Source organism: Planctomicrobium mucosum, assembly GCF_051466335.1.
Classification (GTDB): domain Bacteria; phylum Planctomycetota; class Planctomycetia; order Planctomycetales; family Planctomycetaceae; genus Planctomicrobium.
The window spans coordinates 691104-707881 of record NZ_CP195793.1; the positions used below are offsets into that span (position 1 = coordinate 691104).

The 16778-nt window shown below is 52.7% G+C and carries 10 protein-coding genes; 8 read left to right on the forward strand and 2 right to left on the reverse strand.

Going from position 1 to position 16778, the window contains the following annotated elements:
- Positions 1-255 precede the first annotated feature (255 nt).
- The 6 genes from SH668x_RS02930 (at position 256) to SH668x_RS02955 (ending at position 8004) form a co-directional block, all read left to right on the forward strand.
- Positions 256-2004 carry a glutamate mutase L gene (locus SH668x_RS02930; RefSeq protein WP_437187199.1) on the forward strand — a complete coding sequence of 583 codons (1749 nt, stop codon included), beginning with the start codon at positions 256-258 and terminating at the stop codon, positions 2002-2004.
- A 586-nt stretch (positions 2005-2590) separates the two neighbouring features.
- Complete coding sequence (locus SH668x_RS02935) at positions 2591-3559, forward strand: PhoH family protein (RefSeq protein WP_437187200.1); 969 nt, start codon at positions 2591-2593, stop codon at positions 3557-3559.
- A 118-nt stretch (positions 3560-3677) separates the two neighbouring features.
- Positions 3678-5957 carry an HD family phosphohydrolase gene (locus SH668x_RS02940; RefSeq protein ID WP_437187201.1) on the forward strand — a complete coding sequence of 760 codons (2280 nt, stop codon included), beginning with the start codon at positions 3678-3680 and terminating at the stop codon, positions 5955-5957.
- A complete protein-coding gene (gene ybeY / locus SH668x_RS02945; protein ID WP_437187202.1) occupies positions 5957-6436 on the forward strand; it encodes an rRNA maturation RNase YbeY in 480 nt (159 codons plus the stop codon). Before SH668x_RS02940 ends, ybeY begins: the two co-directional genes overlap by 1 nt.
- A 50-nt stretch (positions 6437-6486) precedes the next feature.
- Positions 6487-6678, forward strand: a complete 192-nt coding sequence (locus tag SH668x_RS02950) for a hypothetical protein (protein WP_437187203.1) — start codon at positions 6487-6489, stop codon at positions 6676-6678.
- Positions 6679-6696: 18 nt separating this feature from the next.
- Complete coding sequence (locus SH668x_RS02955) at positions 6697-8004, forward strand: hemolysin family protein (RefSeq protein ID WP_437187204.1); 1308 nt, start codon at positions 6697-6699, stop codon at positions 8002-8004.
- 141 nt (positions 8005-8145) lie between these two features.
- On the opposite strand, the gene SH668x_RS02960 is transcribed toward SH668x_RS02955, so the two are convergent.
- Entirely contained in the window at positions 8146-9471 is a 1326-nt protein-coding gene (locus tag SH668x_RS02960) for a DUF1552 domain-containing protein (RefSeq protein ID WP_437187205.1), read from the reverse strand.
- Positions 9472-9626: 155 nt separating this feature from the next.
- Entirely contained in the window at positions 9627-12017 is a 2391-nt protein-coding gene (locus tag SH668x_RS02965) for a DUF1592 domain-containing protein (RefSeq protein ID WP_437187206.1), read from the reverse strand.
- 410 nt (positions 12018-12427) lie between these two features.
- Here SH668x_RS02965 and SH668x_RS02970 point away from each other — a divergent pair, with 410 nt between their 5' ends.
- The gene (locus SH668x_RS02970) at positions 12428-13960 is read left to right on the forward strand and encodes a thiamine phosphate synthase (protein WP_437187207.1); all 1533 of its coding nucleotides are present in this window, start codon (positions 12428-12430) and stop codon (positions 13958-13960) included.
- Positions 13961-14103: 143 nt separating this feature from the next.
- Complete coding sequence (locus SH668x_RS02975; RefSeq protein ID WP_437187208.1) at positions 14104-16572, forward strand: cytochrome c biogenesis protein CcdA; 2469 nt, start codon at positions 14104-14106, stop codon at positions 16570-16572.
- Positions 16573-16778 lie beyond the last annotated feature (206 nt).

Below are 16778 nucleotides of genomic sequence, written 5' to 3' on the forward strand. Positions count from 1 at the left end.
CGATACGAAGTGTTTTGTGGTGCTTTGCTTTCAGCAGGACCGATAACATTGCGTTTTTTGTTTTCGTTCAGTGCGGGGATCGCCCGGGGAATGACCGGGACCGTTGGTGACTGTTCTCGTGTCCCTATTCACTTCTGTCACATCCTCTGAGAGGGGGAATCACGCTGTTGTTCCGGGATTGACGTTTACCGTCTATACTCGCTGGTTCGAACGAGATGCTCGCGGCCGATGATTTTGAACGTGATGGATCATTTCATGCCTCCACTGAATCCTGACGCTATTAATGTGATTCTTGCCACGGACTGTGGGAGTACCACGACCAAAGCGATTTTGATCGAAAAGATCGATGGCCATTATCGACAGACATATCGTGGAGAGGCCCCGACAACTGTTGAGGAGCCGGTGGCAGACGTAACCGTCGGAGTCATCAATGCGGCCCGGGAAATCGGAGAATTGGCTGGCCGAAGGTTAGTTGATGACGATGGCAACATCATTCGGCCTGCACGTGGGAAAGATGGCTGCGATCTGTACATCTCCACTTCCAGTGCGGGGGGAGGATTGCAGATTCTCGTGACCGGCGTCGTGAAAGAGATGTCGGCAGCCAGTGCGCAGCGAGCAGCCTTGGGAGCCGGGGCAATCGTTCTGGATTTGATCGCTTCAAATGATCGCAGAAAGCCACATGAGCAGATTCAACGTATTCGTGAATTGCGACCGGATATGGTGGTGATGGCCGGTGGAACGGATGGCGGAACAATCAAGCACGTGGTGCAGATGGCTGAGTTGATTGCCCCCGCGAAGCCGAAGCCAAGATTTGGTGTCAATTACCAGATGCCGCTGATCTATGCTGGAAATCAGGAGGCAAAAGAGGAAATCGCCCGGACGTTTGATGAATCTGTTGCTCTGTCTGTCGCTGAGAATGTCAGACCGACGCTGGAGAGAGAAAATCTCGCTCCTGCTCGCGATATGATTCATGACCGCTTCTTGGAACACGTCATGGCGCATGCTCCAGGGTATGACAAATTGATGGCACTGGCAGACGTTCCAATCATGCCGACGCCCGGTGCGGTCGGAGATATTCTTCAGGCGATTGCAAAGGCTCGAAACATCAATTGCGTTGGCGTCGACATTGGCGGTGCGACAACTGACGTCTTCAGTGTCTTTGAGGGAGAAGATGGAACTCCTGTTTTTAATCGAACCGTGAGCGCCAATCTGGGGATGAGCTACTCCATTTCGAATGTCTGCTCAGAAGCAGGGATGCCGAATGTGTTGCGGTGGGTGCAGCAGTCGATGGATGAACGGACGCTGCGGAATCGAGTGAAGAACAAGATGATCCGCCCGACAACCATTCCACAGACACAGGAGTCGCTGGAGTTCGAGCAGGCTGTTGCCCGGGAAGCGTTGCGTCTGGCGTATAAGCAACACAAAGAGTTTGCCACGACCCTCAAAGGGGTTCAGCAGCAACGTACTGTGGGAGATGCATTCTCACAGGAGAAGGGTGGGGAGTCGATCGTCGACAATATGAAATTGAATCTGCTGGTCGCTTCTGGAGGAGTGCTGTCGCACGCTCCTCGCATGGAGCAGACAGCCATGATGATGATCGATGCCTTCGAACCAGAAGGGATCACCGAGCTGGCGAAGGACAGCATCTTCATGATGCCTCATCTCGGAGTCTTGGCGTCAGTCCATCCTGAAGCTGCGATGGAAGTCTTTGAGAAGGATTGCCTGGTTACGTTGGGGACGGTGATCGCGGCAAAAGGAACGGGCAAGGAGGGGCAACCCTGTTTTCGCTACAGCGTGAAAAGTTCAACGCTCACTGTTTCGGGCGAAATGAAATTTGGTGAACTCGAGACGTTCGAGTTGCCGCTGCACGAGACTGCGAAAGTCGAGTTGACTCCGTCTCGGAATGTTGACTTGGGGCAGGGGAACGGGAGGCAGGTCGTTGCAGAGGTCCGTGGCGGAGTTGTCGGGTTGATTCTGGATGCCCGGGGGCGTCCGTTGTGGTGATGTTGCTGGGGTTGGTTTGTATCAAATTTACTCTCTCTTCGCTTTGTTGTGAGAGAGTTCAATTTGTGCTCGCGAGCGCAAGTCGAATCCTAAGAGTGCTTTGCTGGTCGTTTCTCGAATGGAAAACACAGTCTATGAGTTTCGTTTATCCACGATTTGTGGATTGTTTTCTTCGACTTGGCCTAGACGGTTTAGGGGGTGTTTATGTGTTCGGGTTTGCAGGGAACGCCTCCAAAAAGCAAAACCTTGACGAATTCCTTTCCATTGGGATGATTTGAATCTAGAATTCACCTGTCGCAATTCGACCTGAAGTTCACCGTCACGGGTGAACAGCATTTGAGCACAGACGTTCCTTCCCTGATTGTCACGCGATGGAAGGATGTTGCCGTTCCGATTCAGATCAAATCGAGTTTCTGAGATTCGTCATGACTCCCCGTCGGTGTTTGGCTATTCTCGGTCGTGATTGAACCGATCGTATCGGAAGGTAATCGAAGGGCGTGGTCGCCCTCATGAGTTGACCTTATTCAGTTCACGTGATGTTCCGTCGAACCTTATCCGGTCTGTGCAGCTCTTCTTGGCAAAATGCATGTCTCACGCTTCTACTTCGATTCATCTTCCCCATCCTGACGAAGCCCGACTCCTGTTTGGCCCAAGCGATTCCCACGTGCGCAAAATTCGCGATGCGCTCGGGGTGAGCATTGTGCTTCGCGGAGACTCGATTGTCGTCGAAGGGGGATCTGAAGAAGTTCGTAAATCGAACGAAATCTTTGGTCGCTTGCGAGAGATTCTGCGACGCGATGGTGTGATCAACGAGCACGCTGTGGTCCGTCTGTTGAATGGGACTTCGCAAGCGGGCGCTCCCACTGGTGGAACCGCAATTGATCTGTTCGAGAAGGCGAAGAAAGTTCAGGCCCGAACGCCAGGTCAGCAACGATACATCGATGCGATTCGCAAGCATGACCTGATCCTGTGTAAAGGACCAGCCGGATGCGGAAAGACTTACCTTGCCGTGGCAATGGCGGTGAACGCCCTTCGATCTGAGCAGGTCCGCCGAATCGTTTTAGTTCGCCCTGCTGTTGAAGCAGGCGAGAAACTTGGATTTCTGCCGGGCGATATGCTGGCCAAAGTGAACCCGTTTCTGCGTCCGTTGCTGGACGCCATGAACGATATGCTCAACTTCGAGCAGGTTCGACTTTACATGGAAAACGATGTCGTTGAGATCGTTCCACTCGCGTTCATGCGAGGTCGAACTCTGAACGACACATTTATCATTCTGGACGAAGCCCAGAACACTACAGTCACCCAAATGAAGATGTTCCTGACCCGTATGGGAGAAGGATCAAAGATTGTCGTCACCGGAGACGCAACTCAGACAGACCTGCCAGAAAACGTCCCTTCAGGATTCAATGATGCCATGAATCGTCTGCAGGGGATCGAAGGAGTTGTTCAGGTCGAACTGAGTGGCGAAGATATTGTTCGCCACCGGCTCGTTCGTGAGATTGTCAAGGCGTACGATCAAGGCTCCATCGCCGGAGCAAGTGGTAATCACCGTTGAGGGGGTTTCATCGTGCGTCCTGCATGATGGCCTGAATGACATGTTTGGGATAGGTCAGAAACGTTCTCGAATTCCTCGCTCAGTCACGTTGCGGCGTCCCGCGACAGTCTGGTCGAGGATGGTGGGGCTTATTCAGAACCGAGGGTTACAGCTCAGGCTTGGGATCGTCTTTGTTGCGATTCTATTGCTTGTTGTTGCACTTCAGAGTTGGCGAGCCCCGTTCACGTATCGACTCGGAGACTACGTTCCTCATGGGATCTGTGCGAAGATTCCATTTGAGCGAATTGACGATGACGAAACGGAGCGCGCCCGCGATAAAGCTGAGGACGCAGTCGCTTTCATCTTCCGCAATAACACCAGCCAACTTGCATCACTCCCGGTTGAGCTGCGCGCACAATTGGGGGATATTGCTCAGGCGGATTCCCTGGCGAAACTGGCGACCGAAACGCTTGAAGACTTCGGCCTGACCACCACGGTTCCAGCTACTGAAAAAGCAAGAGAAGCAGGTGAACGTTTCGGGACCACATCCCCCGAAGAACGTTTTCAGAAATTACGGGCGGCCGTCGTCGGTCCAGATATGAGCATGGCTCAGACTCGAATCGACGAAATGGTGGAAGAGTTCTCGCAGTTCATCGCACCGATTTACGAAAAGGGTGTGATCGATCCCAAGAAAGTTCCGCGCGGAGTCACCCCTGACAAGCTTCTGTTGATCGTACCTGAGAAACAGCAGGATGAAACCGGGAGTGAAGCACTACTCCCACAGGTTCGTCTGCAGGATCAGTTGAACGAAGCAGGGCAACTCGGAAGATCCTGGGGCAAGTTCCCCAGCCTGAAGAAGGACATTCAGCTGGCATTGTCCTATTGGTTGTTCAAGCGAGTGCAGCCAACACTCACGTTCGACCAGGTTGCGACAAAAAACGCGATCGCTAAAGCACGTGCGAATGTTGAAATTCGCATGGAACGCTTCAATGAAGGGGACACTCTGATTCGTCCCAAAGAGACGATCAATCCTGTCAATAAAACGCTATTGGCGGATGAGTATGAAGCCGCCGAAAAGGAAATCAGTATTTGGGCTCGGATTGCTCGAGCGGGAATTGTCTTCCTGCTGCTCCTCGTGCTGGCAGGCCTGAATTCCTATTACATTCTTTGGAACGAACCCAAGCTTGCAGCGGACGTCGGTCGACTCGTCACGTATTTGGCTGCGATTGTCATTACTGCGTTTCTGGGACGCCTCGTCTCATTTGATCCACTTCGAGCCGAAATCGTACCGTTGCTGACTGCGGTGCTGTTGATCGGCGTGGCTTACAACCAGTTTCTCGCAACCCTCACCGCGTTTTCGTTGTCCCTCGTCTTGACGATGTCGACCACTGGACGCCTGGAAGATTTCCTCGTACTCCTTGCCACATCTGCAGCGGCCATTATTCCGTTGCGTCGCGTCTCATCACGTGCAACTCTGATTAAAGTCAGCTTCTTCTCAGCGATCACTTACTTTGTGATCAGTTGTGGAGCGGCCGTGATTGAGACTCAGTCATTGACTGAAGTCTATTACAACACACAGTTCCTCGTGATGAGCGCCAAAGGGGCCTCATTGTGTCTGGTCGCTGGGTATCTCGTCGCTGGAAGCCTTCCGTTTGTGGAGAAACTCTTCGGCGTTGTAACCGACATGACGTTGCTGGAACTCAGCGATCCGTCTCATCCATTGCTGCAGGATCTCGTGAGGCTGGCTCCGGGGACCTACAACCACTCGGTCGCTGTCGCGAGTATCGCTGAAACAGCAGTCGAGAAAATTGGAGGAAATGGACTTCTGGTGCGTGTCGGTGCGTACTTCCACGACATTGGGAAGATGCTCAAGCCGCAGTACTTTGTTGAGAACATGCAGGACGGTTCTGTCAGCCGACATGCACAGCTAAATCCTGCAATGAGCACCTTGATCATTATTGGTCACGTGAAAGACGGCGTAGATCTCGGTGAGCAATACGGCCTGCCTGCACCCATTATCGACATTATCGAGCAACATCACGGGACCACTCTCGTTGAGTACTTTTTCCGTGAAGCAACCCGCATTGCAGAATGCACTCCGGACCATCGAACAGATGCTGAGGAATCTTCATTCCGGTATCCGGGTCCAAAGCCTCAGTCGAAAGAGGCTGGTGTTCTGATGATTGTGGACGCTTGTGAAAGCGCCTGTCGTACGCTGACAGAGCCAACCCCGAAACGCATTGAATCGCTGGTCAGCAATATCGTGATGCGACGATTGCTTGATGATCAGTTTGATGAATGCGATTTGCAGATGTCCGATATCCGGTCCATTCAGGATTCCGTGATCAAATCCTTGATCGCGGTGTATCACGGACGAATTCGCTATCCAGAAGTGACACGAGAAACGCAGACAGCTTGATGTACGAAATAGAAGTCTCCAACCGTCAGAAGTTGCTCAAAGTCGATTCGCAATGGATTCGGGAAATTGTCCAAAAAACGCTCGAAGCGGAGCAGGTCCATCGAGCTGAGATCGATGTGGCCATTCTGGATGATGCCGCCATTCATGTTGTGAACCGAGACCATCTCGAGCACGATTACCCGACAGACGTCATCAGTTTTTTGTATGACGCAGACGAGAGCCTTCATCCTGCGGATTCCGCACTTCGCGGGGCCGGTCTGGAGATCGAAGGAGAACTCGTTGTCAGCGCGGAGACGGCCATTCGGATCGCTGCAGAGATGAACTGGGATCCTCTGAATGAATTAACGCTTTACATCGTACATGGATTGCTGCATCTGTGCGGATACGATGACCTGACCGATGACGAACAGGTCATCATGCGGCAGAGAGAGCGGGAGATCTTGCAAATCTGGAATCTCACGCCACACTACTCTTATTAATGCTGTTTTGAGTGGTCGCTTTGCAGAGAGATCCGCTCGACTCAATGAGAATGACTCGTATCGCAGGAGATGAAGATTTCACAGCCAGGCTCATATTGCTACGTGGCAATTCCGAGCAACCTGTCTGGAGTAAAAGCGGCTCAAGGGCTGTCTCTCCGGTGGAGGTCTGTGAAATGGTCTGGGCAGGCTTCGGGATGGTTCCCGGATTGGAAGCTGTCGCTCATCTCGCTCCCTTTGATTGATCCGCAGGGGCATACCTCGTGACCTACGCAATTTTGGCGTCTGTCAGTTTCTTTGCATGTGCGTTTTTCGCGACAGTGTGTGAGTCTCTACGGAATTTCCTTCGCAGTCGACTCGCGTTCTACTGCCGACTTCATCGGAATGAAGTGAGATTCGGTCAGATCCTGCGAGACGATGATCCTGCACTGCAAATTTGTGAGCTTCTTAAAGTCGCTTCTTTTGTGTGTGCTCTCGTCCTCGGGACGGTTGCCCGATCAGCCTACTGGAGTGACCTCGCCCCCTATCAGATCTGGATCGATCTCGCCCTGGCCTTTGTTGCCTGCTGGTTGTGTTTCCGTGTCCTTCCCTGGACTCTCTCGAGGGTGGCGGCAGAGGCTGTTTTGTTTCACTGTTGGCCGCTGATTAACCTGTTCACGATTACGCTTCGGCCACTCCTGGGGATCGCGAGATTCATTGATAAGGTTGTCCATCGAATAGCTGGGAAGAGCGATCCGCGTACGGAAGATCTCGAAACGTTTGCGGAAGAGATTCAAAGCGTCGTTGATGAAGGGGAACGGGAGGGGATTCTGGAATCTCGCTCCGGTCGCATGATTCAGCGAGTGATGGAACTACGGGAGGAAGATGTTCGGTCCGTCATGACTCCCCGGACAGATGTTTCCGCCATTCAGGTTTCTTGTTCTCTGGAAGACGCGCGACGAGAACTGATCGAAGCGGGACACTCCCGGGTGCCCGTGGTCGATGGAAGTATGGATAACGTCATTGGTCTTTTGTATGCCCGTGACTTGCTCCAGTCGTTTGTAGAAGGTGAAACAGAAAAGAAGCTGAGCGAGATCGTTCGGCCTCCCTTTTATGTTCCTGAAACGACAACGATCAATTCGCTGCTCGATCGGATGAAGCTCGAACGGCTGCATTTGGCGATCGTGCTGGATGAGTATGGCGGTGTCACAGGGTTGGTGACGCTGGAAGATATTCTCGAAGAAATTGTGGGAGACATCGCTGACGAGTTCGATGAACGCCCGGAAGAGCTATTTCAGGTTATCGACGCGAACACACTTTGGGTCGATGCCAAAATGCATTTGGACGAACTGAACGAGGTGTTCGAACTGACGCTGCCAGATGATAAAGACTATGACACCATCGGCGGCTTTGTGTTCTCTGAAATGGGGCGAGTTCCCAAGCAGGGTGAGCAGATTGAATGGGAGCAGCTCCGGATCACCGTGATGGAAGTCACTGACCGCAAGGTTGTCAGGCTCGAGCTTTACAGCCCGGTTCCATGGCCAATTGATGTTTCCTCACAACGTCTTCCTGGACTCCGCAGCCCCGAATAAAGCGACTTCATCATTCGCGAGACTGTGGTTGAGGGGCAATTCAATGTCGATTCAATATAAAAGATCAGGCGTCCTTTCGAACGCCTGATCCCCGTTGACTTGGAGTGACAACTGACTTGGAGTGACAGCAGCGTGGTAGTGTTACGCTGAAGCCAGATCTTTCAGTTCTCCATTGCTGTCACCGAATTCCGTTGTCGGAATTCCCATATTGTTGATCATGGTGACAAACGCGTTGGCCAGTGGAGTGTCCTTCTTGTACTGAAGATGACGTCCGCCGACTAATTTTCCGTTTCCACCCCCAGCCAGCACGATGGGCAGGTTGTGGTGAGCATGTTCATCAGGGTCAGCCAGAGCGCATCCGTACATCAGCATGGAATGCTTCAGCAGGTTGCCGTCCCCTTCTTTTGTATCCTGCAGCTTCCCGAGGAAGTAAGCGAACTGTTCGACCATGTGTTGATCGATCTTTTGCAGAGCGCCGACTTTGTGTGGATCGTTCTGATGGTGGGAAATCTGGTGATGCCCTTCAGAGACGCCCAGTTCCTGGTAGGCTCGGCCGCTTCCTGAGTTGGCGAGCATGAGCGTAATCACGCGAGTCGTGTCCGTCTGGTACGCGAGAGCCATCAGGTCATACATTTGACGAACGTGTTCCGCGAAGTCCTTCGGAGCGCCTGGCTGAAATGGATATGGTGGAATTTCTTCGGGAGCCAGCGTCGATTGCTCGATTCGCTTTTCCACTTCGCGGACGCTGGTGAAGTATTCATCGACTTTGCGACGATCGTTCATCCCAAGCGATTGATTAATGCGTTTGGCGTCATCAGCGACGAAGTCAAGAATACTCTGACGGAAATGGTTCCGACGAGCGCTGGCTTTGGGATCAGACCCGTCACCAAACATTCGTTCGAAAACGGCCTGTGGCTTGGTTTCCTTGGCAACAGGAGTTGTTTCGGATGACCAGGCGATATTCGAAGAATAGATACATCCGTACCCAGAATCGCAGTTTCCTGCCATGCGGCTCGCTTCGAGACCGAGTTCCAGCGATGGCAATCGTGTCTGGTCACCGATTCGAGAGGCAATGTATTGGTCGACCGAGACGCCTGCCTTGATGTCAGAATCGGATTTCTTGGGATGGGTCGCTGTCAGGTAAACAGCTGAATCACGTGCGTGGTCACCCGGACCATCACCCAGGGCTCGGGCATTATTGTGCGCCAAACCGGAAGTGACGATCAGATTGTCGCGATAAGCTTCCAGTGGGGCGAGCGTTTTGGGAAGTGTGAAGCTGGTGCCGGTTTCCGTTGGAATCCAGTGCTCCATAATTGCCCCGTTTGGGCAATAGATAAATGCCACGCGATTGCGAACCAGCATTTCAGGTGCTGCCCAGGCAGCCTTGGGAAGCATGGCATCCAGAATCGGAAGTGAAAGTGCAGCGCCTGCCCCCTTGAGGATTGTTCGGCGTGAGATCGGTTTCATGGAAGTCTCCGTTGGGTCACGGGCTAAGGTTGGGGGACTGCCAGGGAGGCTGACAGTTACCATGAAATTAGGATGGATATTGGTTTTCGATTTTTCCCCGGAGTGGGTGTTTTCACCGGATCAGGGGAAGGCTCCGTAGTTGTTACCGTCTGCGGTCAGGGATTGCCTGAGACGGTCACTGGTGGGGCTTCGATCAATTTTCGGGACTGGAATGGTGCTGAATTAACGATCCCGTGGATGAGAACGGAGAACTGATCGCGCTGTTCCAGTTCAGAGATGATCTCGTCAATTTCACAACGATCATACCATTCAACACCTCTGCCAATCGCATAAGTCAGTAATTTTTCGGTCAGATTTCGCGAAAAATCGTTACGATTCCTACTTAGAATCTCAATCAGTTCATCTGGTCCGTTGAACTTCTCACCTGAAGGGAGTTCTCCAGAGGTGTCCAGGAACGACTCTCCATCCTTGGCGCGCCAGCGTCCGATGGCGTCGAAGTTGTCGAGTCCGAACCCAATGGCATCCATCGTTTTATGGCAAGATGCGCAGTTCGGATCTGTGGTGTGCAGAGCGAGAGATTCCCGGAATGTCAGGTTCGGGTTTCCTTTTGTGGTTGCTTCCAGCGTTGGGACTGATGGCGGTGGTGGGGGCGGAGCATCTCCGAGAAGAACTGCGAGGACCCATTCACCTCGCTTCACTGGAGACGTCCTGTTCGGGAAACTCGTGAGCGTCAGAACACTTCCCTGTGTGAGGACACCGCTGCGGTGTAATCCTTCCAACTCAACGCGGCGGAATTCCTTTCCGGTAATTCCTTCAATTCCGTAGTAGTTGGCAAGCCGTTCATTGAGGAATGTAAATCGCCCGCTGAGGAGGTCGAAGATACTTCGGTCCTCTTCGACGATCGAACCGAAAAACAGCTCTGTTTCTTTCCAGAGGTCGAGTCGAATATCTTTCGTGAACTCCGGGAAAATGGTCTTGTCCGGATTAACTTCAGTGGAGGTCAACTTCCTCAACCCCAACCACTGTCCCGCGAAATTTTTCACGAGTTGGTGTGTTCGAGGATCTTTTAGCATCCGCTCGGTCTGCTCTCGCAGCACATCTGGTTCGTGTAATCGATTCTGAGAAGCAAGCTCATAGAGGATGTCATCAGGGGGAGCGCTCCAGAGGAAGTAGGACAGGCGGGATGCGAGCGCGAAGTCGTCGAGCATTTCGACATTCCCATCCGTGCGGCGACCCCCTTCGACTCGGAAAAGAAAGTCAGGCGAAATGAGAATCGCCTGGAGAGAGATTCCCATTCCTTCCTCAAAAGTTGCTCCTTCAGCGATCGCCATCTCGACAAGTTTGACGTAGCGATTGACTTCTTCGGCCGAGACTGGACGTCGGAAGGCACGTGGCAGGAATCGAGTGAGATTTTCAGTGGCTGCCTGTGTTGCCGTCGTCGCTTCATCCGGCATGATCCGGGTGAACGGGATTAAAGATTTCTCGTCGTCTGTCAGATCGGTTGGGCCTTCGATTTCAACAGTGGCGATAAACAGGTTGCGGTCTTTGTTGACTTCTGCCTTTTCGTCCCAGAAATCGTTGTCAAACGCGACTTTGACGGTCTGGTGTCCTCCCTTCGAGTTGATCGGTAACTCGAAAGGCATCATCTCTGTCGTGTTGGCGACATCGAAGGTTTCCAGGTGTTCGCCGTCGAGCGAGACCACCAGATGGGCATCTTCGTTGCCCCCTTTGTCTTGCCTCGCCATGATTCGCAGGAGGTAAGAGCCGCTTCGAGGGAAACGGAATGTCGACTCCGCTGCTCCGGAGCTGACCATGCTGATCCCGGATGCCTCGGTTTGAGCGGCACCTGATGGCTTGAATCTGTCGAGTGGAAGTTTCTTCTTGAATGCGATTGGGCTTCGGTGGTAAGCGGCCGCGTCTGCAATTTCTTCAGCGGCTGCCAAGTATTTTTCAATCAGCAATGGAGGGACAGAGAGCACATCACCAATGTTGTCGAAGCCATGGCTGGTGTCATCTGAGGGGAAGCTGTCGGCAGGTTTGAAGTCGATTGAGAGGAGTGCATTGACCGTGTTGTTGTATTCAACTTTGTTCAGTCGACGAATCGTGACGCGCCCGGGATTGCGCTCTGCATTGCAATCCACAAAATAGAGTTGCTGATTCAACCAGTCGACAGCTTGTTGACGTTCTTCTTCAGAAGGCTGATCGGCTTCGGCGGGTGGCATTGCCCCGATCTCAACCAGTTTGACGAGCTTGGACCACATCGCCCGGTTCTCAAGGATGTCGTCGAGATTCTTGTAAGGATCGAGGTAGAATCCCCCTTCCATTGCTCCATCTGCGTGGCAGCTTGAACAGTATTTCATCACGAATGGCTGGAGGTCGGTTTCGTAGGCGACCGGAGCGAGTGTCGGCTTTCCTTCGGTGGATTCGTCCACTTCACCCGCGTTGGCCGCGTTCTGAATGAGCGTGCTCAGCGATTGATGAGAACGTGGAGCCCAGTTGAGCAGGAGAACAAGTACGAGCAGGGTGCTCGGGAACCACAATCGCATTATAATGGACCGTTTCTCACCGGGGAGGGAATGAATGAGAGCTGCAGCAAGCCGCGAAGAGTTCATTGGCCTAGTCTGTGAGTGTAATTTATGCCTGCACAGAGGGTTGTGGCATTTTTTGACGTGAGGCTTTCGCTCCACGTCAACTGCCTCATTCCGCACCTGAAGCCGGTCGTCGCAATACGGGCAGTGGACCAGCATGATGGCACCCGGCTTCTTTTCAGGGGGTGGGCGGGATCTCGGTTGGGGAAGGACTATACTTTGGGGAGAGCGGCACACGGTAATTGTAGGCGACTTTTGATGTCACGTCCATGCTTCGTCGCGGTCATTGCGAGAATTTCATGATGTATGGAACTCCGTTTTTGATAGGCTCGCGACTTGTTTAATACTATCGGATTCTGGTTTTATTTATGTCTGAATTAAACGTGACAGCTGGAGTCGAACGGACTCTGACAACTCTTCAGCAGTTCGCTGGGGAGCAGGGGATGGCATCTTTGTATAAAAAGCTGTTGCACTCGTTGCTCGAAAGTGAGGGGCGAGCAACGGAACTGCTTCGCGATGCTGGCGTGACAGTTGACGACGCTGAAAGATTGCCGCAGGAGCAGTCATCCGCGGAAGAGATTCCGTTTCCTGAGTGGAAGCGAACGTTGCTCCGCAAAGCAGACTCTGTGGCTCTTGACGCCGAGAATCAAGGCCCGACCGGAACGGAACATCTCCTCGTAGCAGCCTCCTTGCTTGATCCACAGACCGCTGCGATTCTTGCGAAACGTGGTTTGACGGAGCAGCGATTGCGTGAGTTGATCGCTACGGATATCCCGCAATTTTCCGGCTTGGACGAGGCAATTATTCAGGTTCGTCCCGCTGGCGCAGGTGCCATTGATGAGGCCAGTCTGTACCGCATTCTGGACGCCAGTGCGAATCGCGCCCGAGAGGGGTTACGCGTCGTTGAAGACTACGTTCGCTTTCGCCTGAATGATGCTCTGATCTCTCGAGAACTGAAAGCAATTCGCCACCAATTAACGGAATCGTTAAGGCATCTTGGGCAGGCTGCGTGGGTTCCGTTTCGGGATACCCTGAATGATGTCGGTACGCTTGGATCACTCGCTTCGGAGCGGCAGCGTGGAATTCTCACCGATGTGGTTCGGGCGAACCTGAAACGTATTGAAGAATCGCTGCGCAGCCTGGAAGAATTTAGCAAGTTGCTCGACTCCGCCGTCAGCCTAAAAATCTCCGAATGTCGCTATCGCATTTACACTGTCGAAAAGAGCCTCGAGTCGCTGATGCGAAACCAGATGCGACTTACTGATTGCCAGTTGTATCTCCTGTTAACCGCCTCGTTGTGTCGTTACGGCGTTGAAGAGACCCTGAAGCACAGCATCGAAAAAGGGGTTGGAATTGTACAGATTCGCGAAAAGGGGCTGACCGATCGAGAACTGGTGCATTACGGCGAACAGGTCAAGAAGTGGGTCGACGGGACCGGTGTGATTTTAATCATGAACGATCGACCCGATTTAGCGGCAGCGATCGGGGCAGACGGGGTTCATCTTGGCCAGGATGATTTAAGTGTCAGCATCGCGCGGCAGGTAATGGGTGGAAATGCATTGATCGGGGTCTCGACGCACAATCCGGAGCAGGCTCGAGCAGCGGTGTTCGATGGTGCGGACTATCTGGGAGTCGGTCCGGTCTTCGAGACGACGACGAAGAGTTTTGACGAGTACGCCGGACTGAACTTTGTAAGGTACGTGGCGGAAGATACTTGCTTGCCGTGGTTTGCGATCGGTGGAATCCATGGCGGGAATCTGGATGAGGTGATTGCGGCAGGAGCGACCCGCGTCGCAGTGAGCAGCGCGATTTGTCGATCTCCCCATCCGCGTGGAGTGACTGCGGAGATGGTAGAGAAACTCCGAAGGGCGACTTCGAGAATGCTGCCGTCTGGCAACTGAAAGCAAGTTTCTGTCGCAGCGATGTTTGCGTTTAGGTCAGCGTCGGCTGGATGAGAAAAGAAATCTCGCCAAAGGGGTGATGGTCTGGTATGATTATTTGCCTGAATGCGGGACGAACTTGGATGGAATTTTAGGAAGTCGAAATGCGTCACCTGTTCCTAATAGTGCTTACGACTCTTGCTTTGACCTCACCGGTTTCTGCTCAAGGGCTCGGGAAGGGACTCTTTGATCTTTCCGACTCAGTTGCCAAGCCAGCTCAGCAGGCTGAGACGAAGGTGACTGCTGTTCTGGCACCCGCCAAGGAAGCAGGTGTGGTGCTGTTGCAGATCAATCTTGTTCTGCCGGAAGGTGTTAACACCTATTCGATGGATCCGGAGCTCCCCAAGCCAACCAAGATCACCGTAGATCTACCGGATGGTTGGACTTCACTGGAGAAAGGCTTTCGTTCAGATCCCTTGCCCAAGAAGAGCTTCGATGAAGCATTCGGTAAGGAACTGGAGAAGTACTATGGCGAAGTTACTTTCTTCAAACGAATTCAGGTGCCCGCTGGGGCGAAGCTCGAGGCCGCTGAGCTCGAAGGGAAGATTTCATTCCTGACCTGCGATGCGGGAAGCTGTACGCCGCAAAATGCTTCGTTTAAAGCGAAGTTCGACGCGAAAGCAAAGCCTGCCGTTAAGGGAGAATTGGCCGAGGCTGAGGAAGTCACGCCCGCAGTGGAATCGCCGGCCGCGGTCGCCCCTGTGGAAGTTCAAGTGGCTCCATTAACAGCTGGATATGTCGTCGTCCCAACCCGCGAAACACGGGATGGAACTGTTGCTGATCCGGTCTCTCTGCAGTTCGAATTGTCCCCTGCCAATCCAAAGGCGGGTGACGTTGTGACTCTCGCGATCACGATGACGATCGCTGACGGCTGGAGTACTTATGGTCTGGTCAAAGCGAACGAGGAACAAATCGAGAAGCCGACAGTCATTAACTTCTCTGTGGAGAATCTCGTCGCTGTTGGAGGTCTGGTCTCTGTACCCGAGCCAGTCCTGCATTCGACAAAGATTGGAGATGAACTGCTCCACTCAAATGCCCATGAGCAGCAGGTGACATGGCTGCAGAAGTTCAATGCTGTGGGGGATGTTGCTCCAGGCGTCATCGGTACGATCCAGTATCAGATCTGCCAGACCGGAAAAGCCTGTATGAGCGTCAAGTCAGTGGAGTTTTCACTCGGCACAAATCAAAAGTCTACGGACATTCTGGCAGCACAACCGATCGTTAAGTCGTTCATCAGCCATGGTGTATCACCGACTGAAGAACGGGACGTCATGTCTCGATTGAAAGTGGCAACCGTTGCTGCTGGTGATTTTACTTTGCTGAGCGCCTTCGCCTCTGCATTTTTCGCAGGGTTGTTGATGAACATTCTCCCCTGCGTTCTGCCAGTTTTGGCGATCAAAATTTTGAGCCTGGTTCAACAGGCTGGCGAAAGTCGCTTTCGAATTCTGGCATTGAATCTGACCTACACTGCCGGTGTGCTCATTGTCTTCTTTGGATTTGCCGTCCTCTCCTGGGGGCTCGGTCAGAGCATGGCGTCGGTCTTTCAGAATCAGACTTTCATGATTGTAATGGCGTGTGTCGTCTTCTTGATGGGGCTGAGTCTGTTTGGAGTCTTCGAACTGCCTGTTCCGGGAATCATTCCTTCCGCTGGTCATCATCAAGAAGGTTACATCGGAGCATTCAACACGGGCATTATTGCGACCTTGCTGGGAACTCCCTGCATCGGGCCTTTTATTGCTCCAGTGTTCACTTGGTGTTTGACTCAGCCTCCTGCGACTGTCTTCACGTTATTTGGGATGATGGGGATCGGGATGGCATCACCATTCCTGCTCACTGGAGTCTTCCCCTCACTGGTGAAATGGCTGCCACGTCCGGGCGATTGGATGGTGAAGTTCAAGCAGTTTACCGGTTTTGTGCTGATGGGAACTGTCATCTGGCTGTTGGTGACGATCAAGATTGAGTGGCGTGTGCCAGTTCTGGTTCTTTTGCTCTCTCTCGGAATGATGGTGTGGATGGCTGCGAATTTCGCTGCCTCCTACGATCCGGTCTGGAAGCAGCGACGGGCGTATTTGCTGTCGTTTCTCGCTTCTGCTCCTGTGTTCTGTTTCGGGCTGTGGTTGATGGAAGAGTTTCGCCCGCTCAGCGCGAATGAAATGCATGTTTCGAAAATGCCGTGGCAGAATTTCTCCGAGGATCAACTGATCCGATTGCGAGAAGAAGGTCGGCCAATGTTGATCGACTTCACCGCCGACTGGTGTGTGATTTGTAAACTCAACGAAAAGGTCGCGATGGATCGTGTGGAAACAGTGAAGTTCGTCAAAGAAAACGGCATCGTGCCGATGATGGCAGACTTTACTGAAGAGAACCCGGAGATTCTGAAGTGGCTGCGCCAGTTTGGAACGGAGAGCGTTCCGCTCACGATTATCATTCCACCGGGCAAAGATAGCGACATCATCGTGATGGGAGGTCAGTTCACCCAATCGATGTTGTTAGAGAAGCTGCGCCAGGCGGTTGGCAGTCCGCTTGAGGATAAGTCGGACCGAGTCGCTCCATCGACCGCGATGGTTCAGTAGTCCAATTCACGGTGAGGGCTGATGGGATATTGAGGAGACGCTGCGTTGATGTGGCGTCTTCTGTCCCCTGAGTCTATGAATCGTCGACAGATTAATTTTCTGAATCTTCTGGATCCCGGGCGGGATTTTTAAGAGTCTGACAATCTGGGAATTCGATTCCCTGTCAAATTTGCAACACATGTCCTACTCTTCCGTACACCGTTTTG

Coding starts and splice junctions, on each gene's coding strand:
- SH668x_RS02940 (WP_437187201.1), top strand. CDS start 3,678: ATGGTGGGGCTTATTCAGAACCGAGGGTTACAGCTCAGGCTTGGGATC.
- ybeY (WP_437187202.1), top strand. CDS start 5,957: ATGTACGAAATAGAAGTCTCCAACCGTCAGAAGTTGCTCAAAGTCGAT.
- SH668x_RS02960 (WP_437187205.1), bottom strand. CDS start 9,471: ATGAAACCGATCTCACGCCGAACAATCCTCAAGGGGGCAGGCGCTGCA.
- SH668x_RS02935 (WP_437187200.1), top strand. CDS start 2,591: ATGTCTCACGCTTCTACTTCGATTCATCTTCCCCATCCTGACGAAGCC.
- SH668x_RS02930 (WP_437187199.1), top strand. CDS start 256: ATGCCTCCACTGAATCCTGACGCTATTAATGTGATTCTTGCCACGGAC.
- SH668x_RS02950 (WP_437187203.1), top strand. CDS start 6,487: ATGACTCGTATCGCAGGAGATGAAGATTTCACAGCCAGGCTCATATTG.
- SH668x_RS02975 (WP_437187208.1), top strand. CDS start 14,104: ATGCGTCACCTGTTCCTAATAGTGCTTACGACTCTTGCTTTGACCTCA.
- SH668x_RS02965 (WP_437187206.1), bottom strand. CDS start 12,017: ATGCGATTGTGGTTCCCGAGCACCCTGCTCGTACTTGTTCTCCTGCTC.
- SH668x_RS02970 (WP_437187207.1), top strand. CDS start 12,428: ATGTCTGAATTAAACGTGACAGCTGGAGTCGAACGGACTCTGACAACT.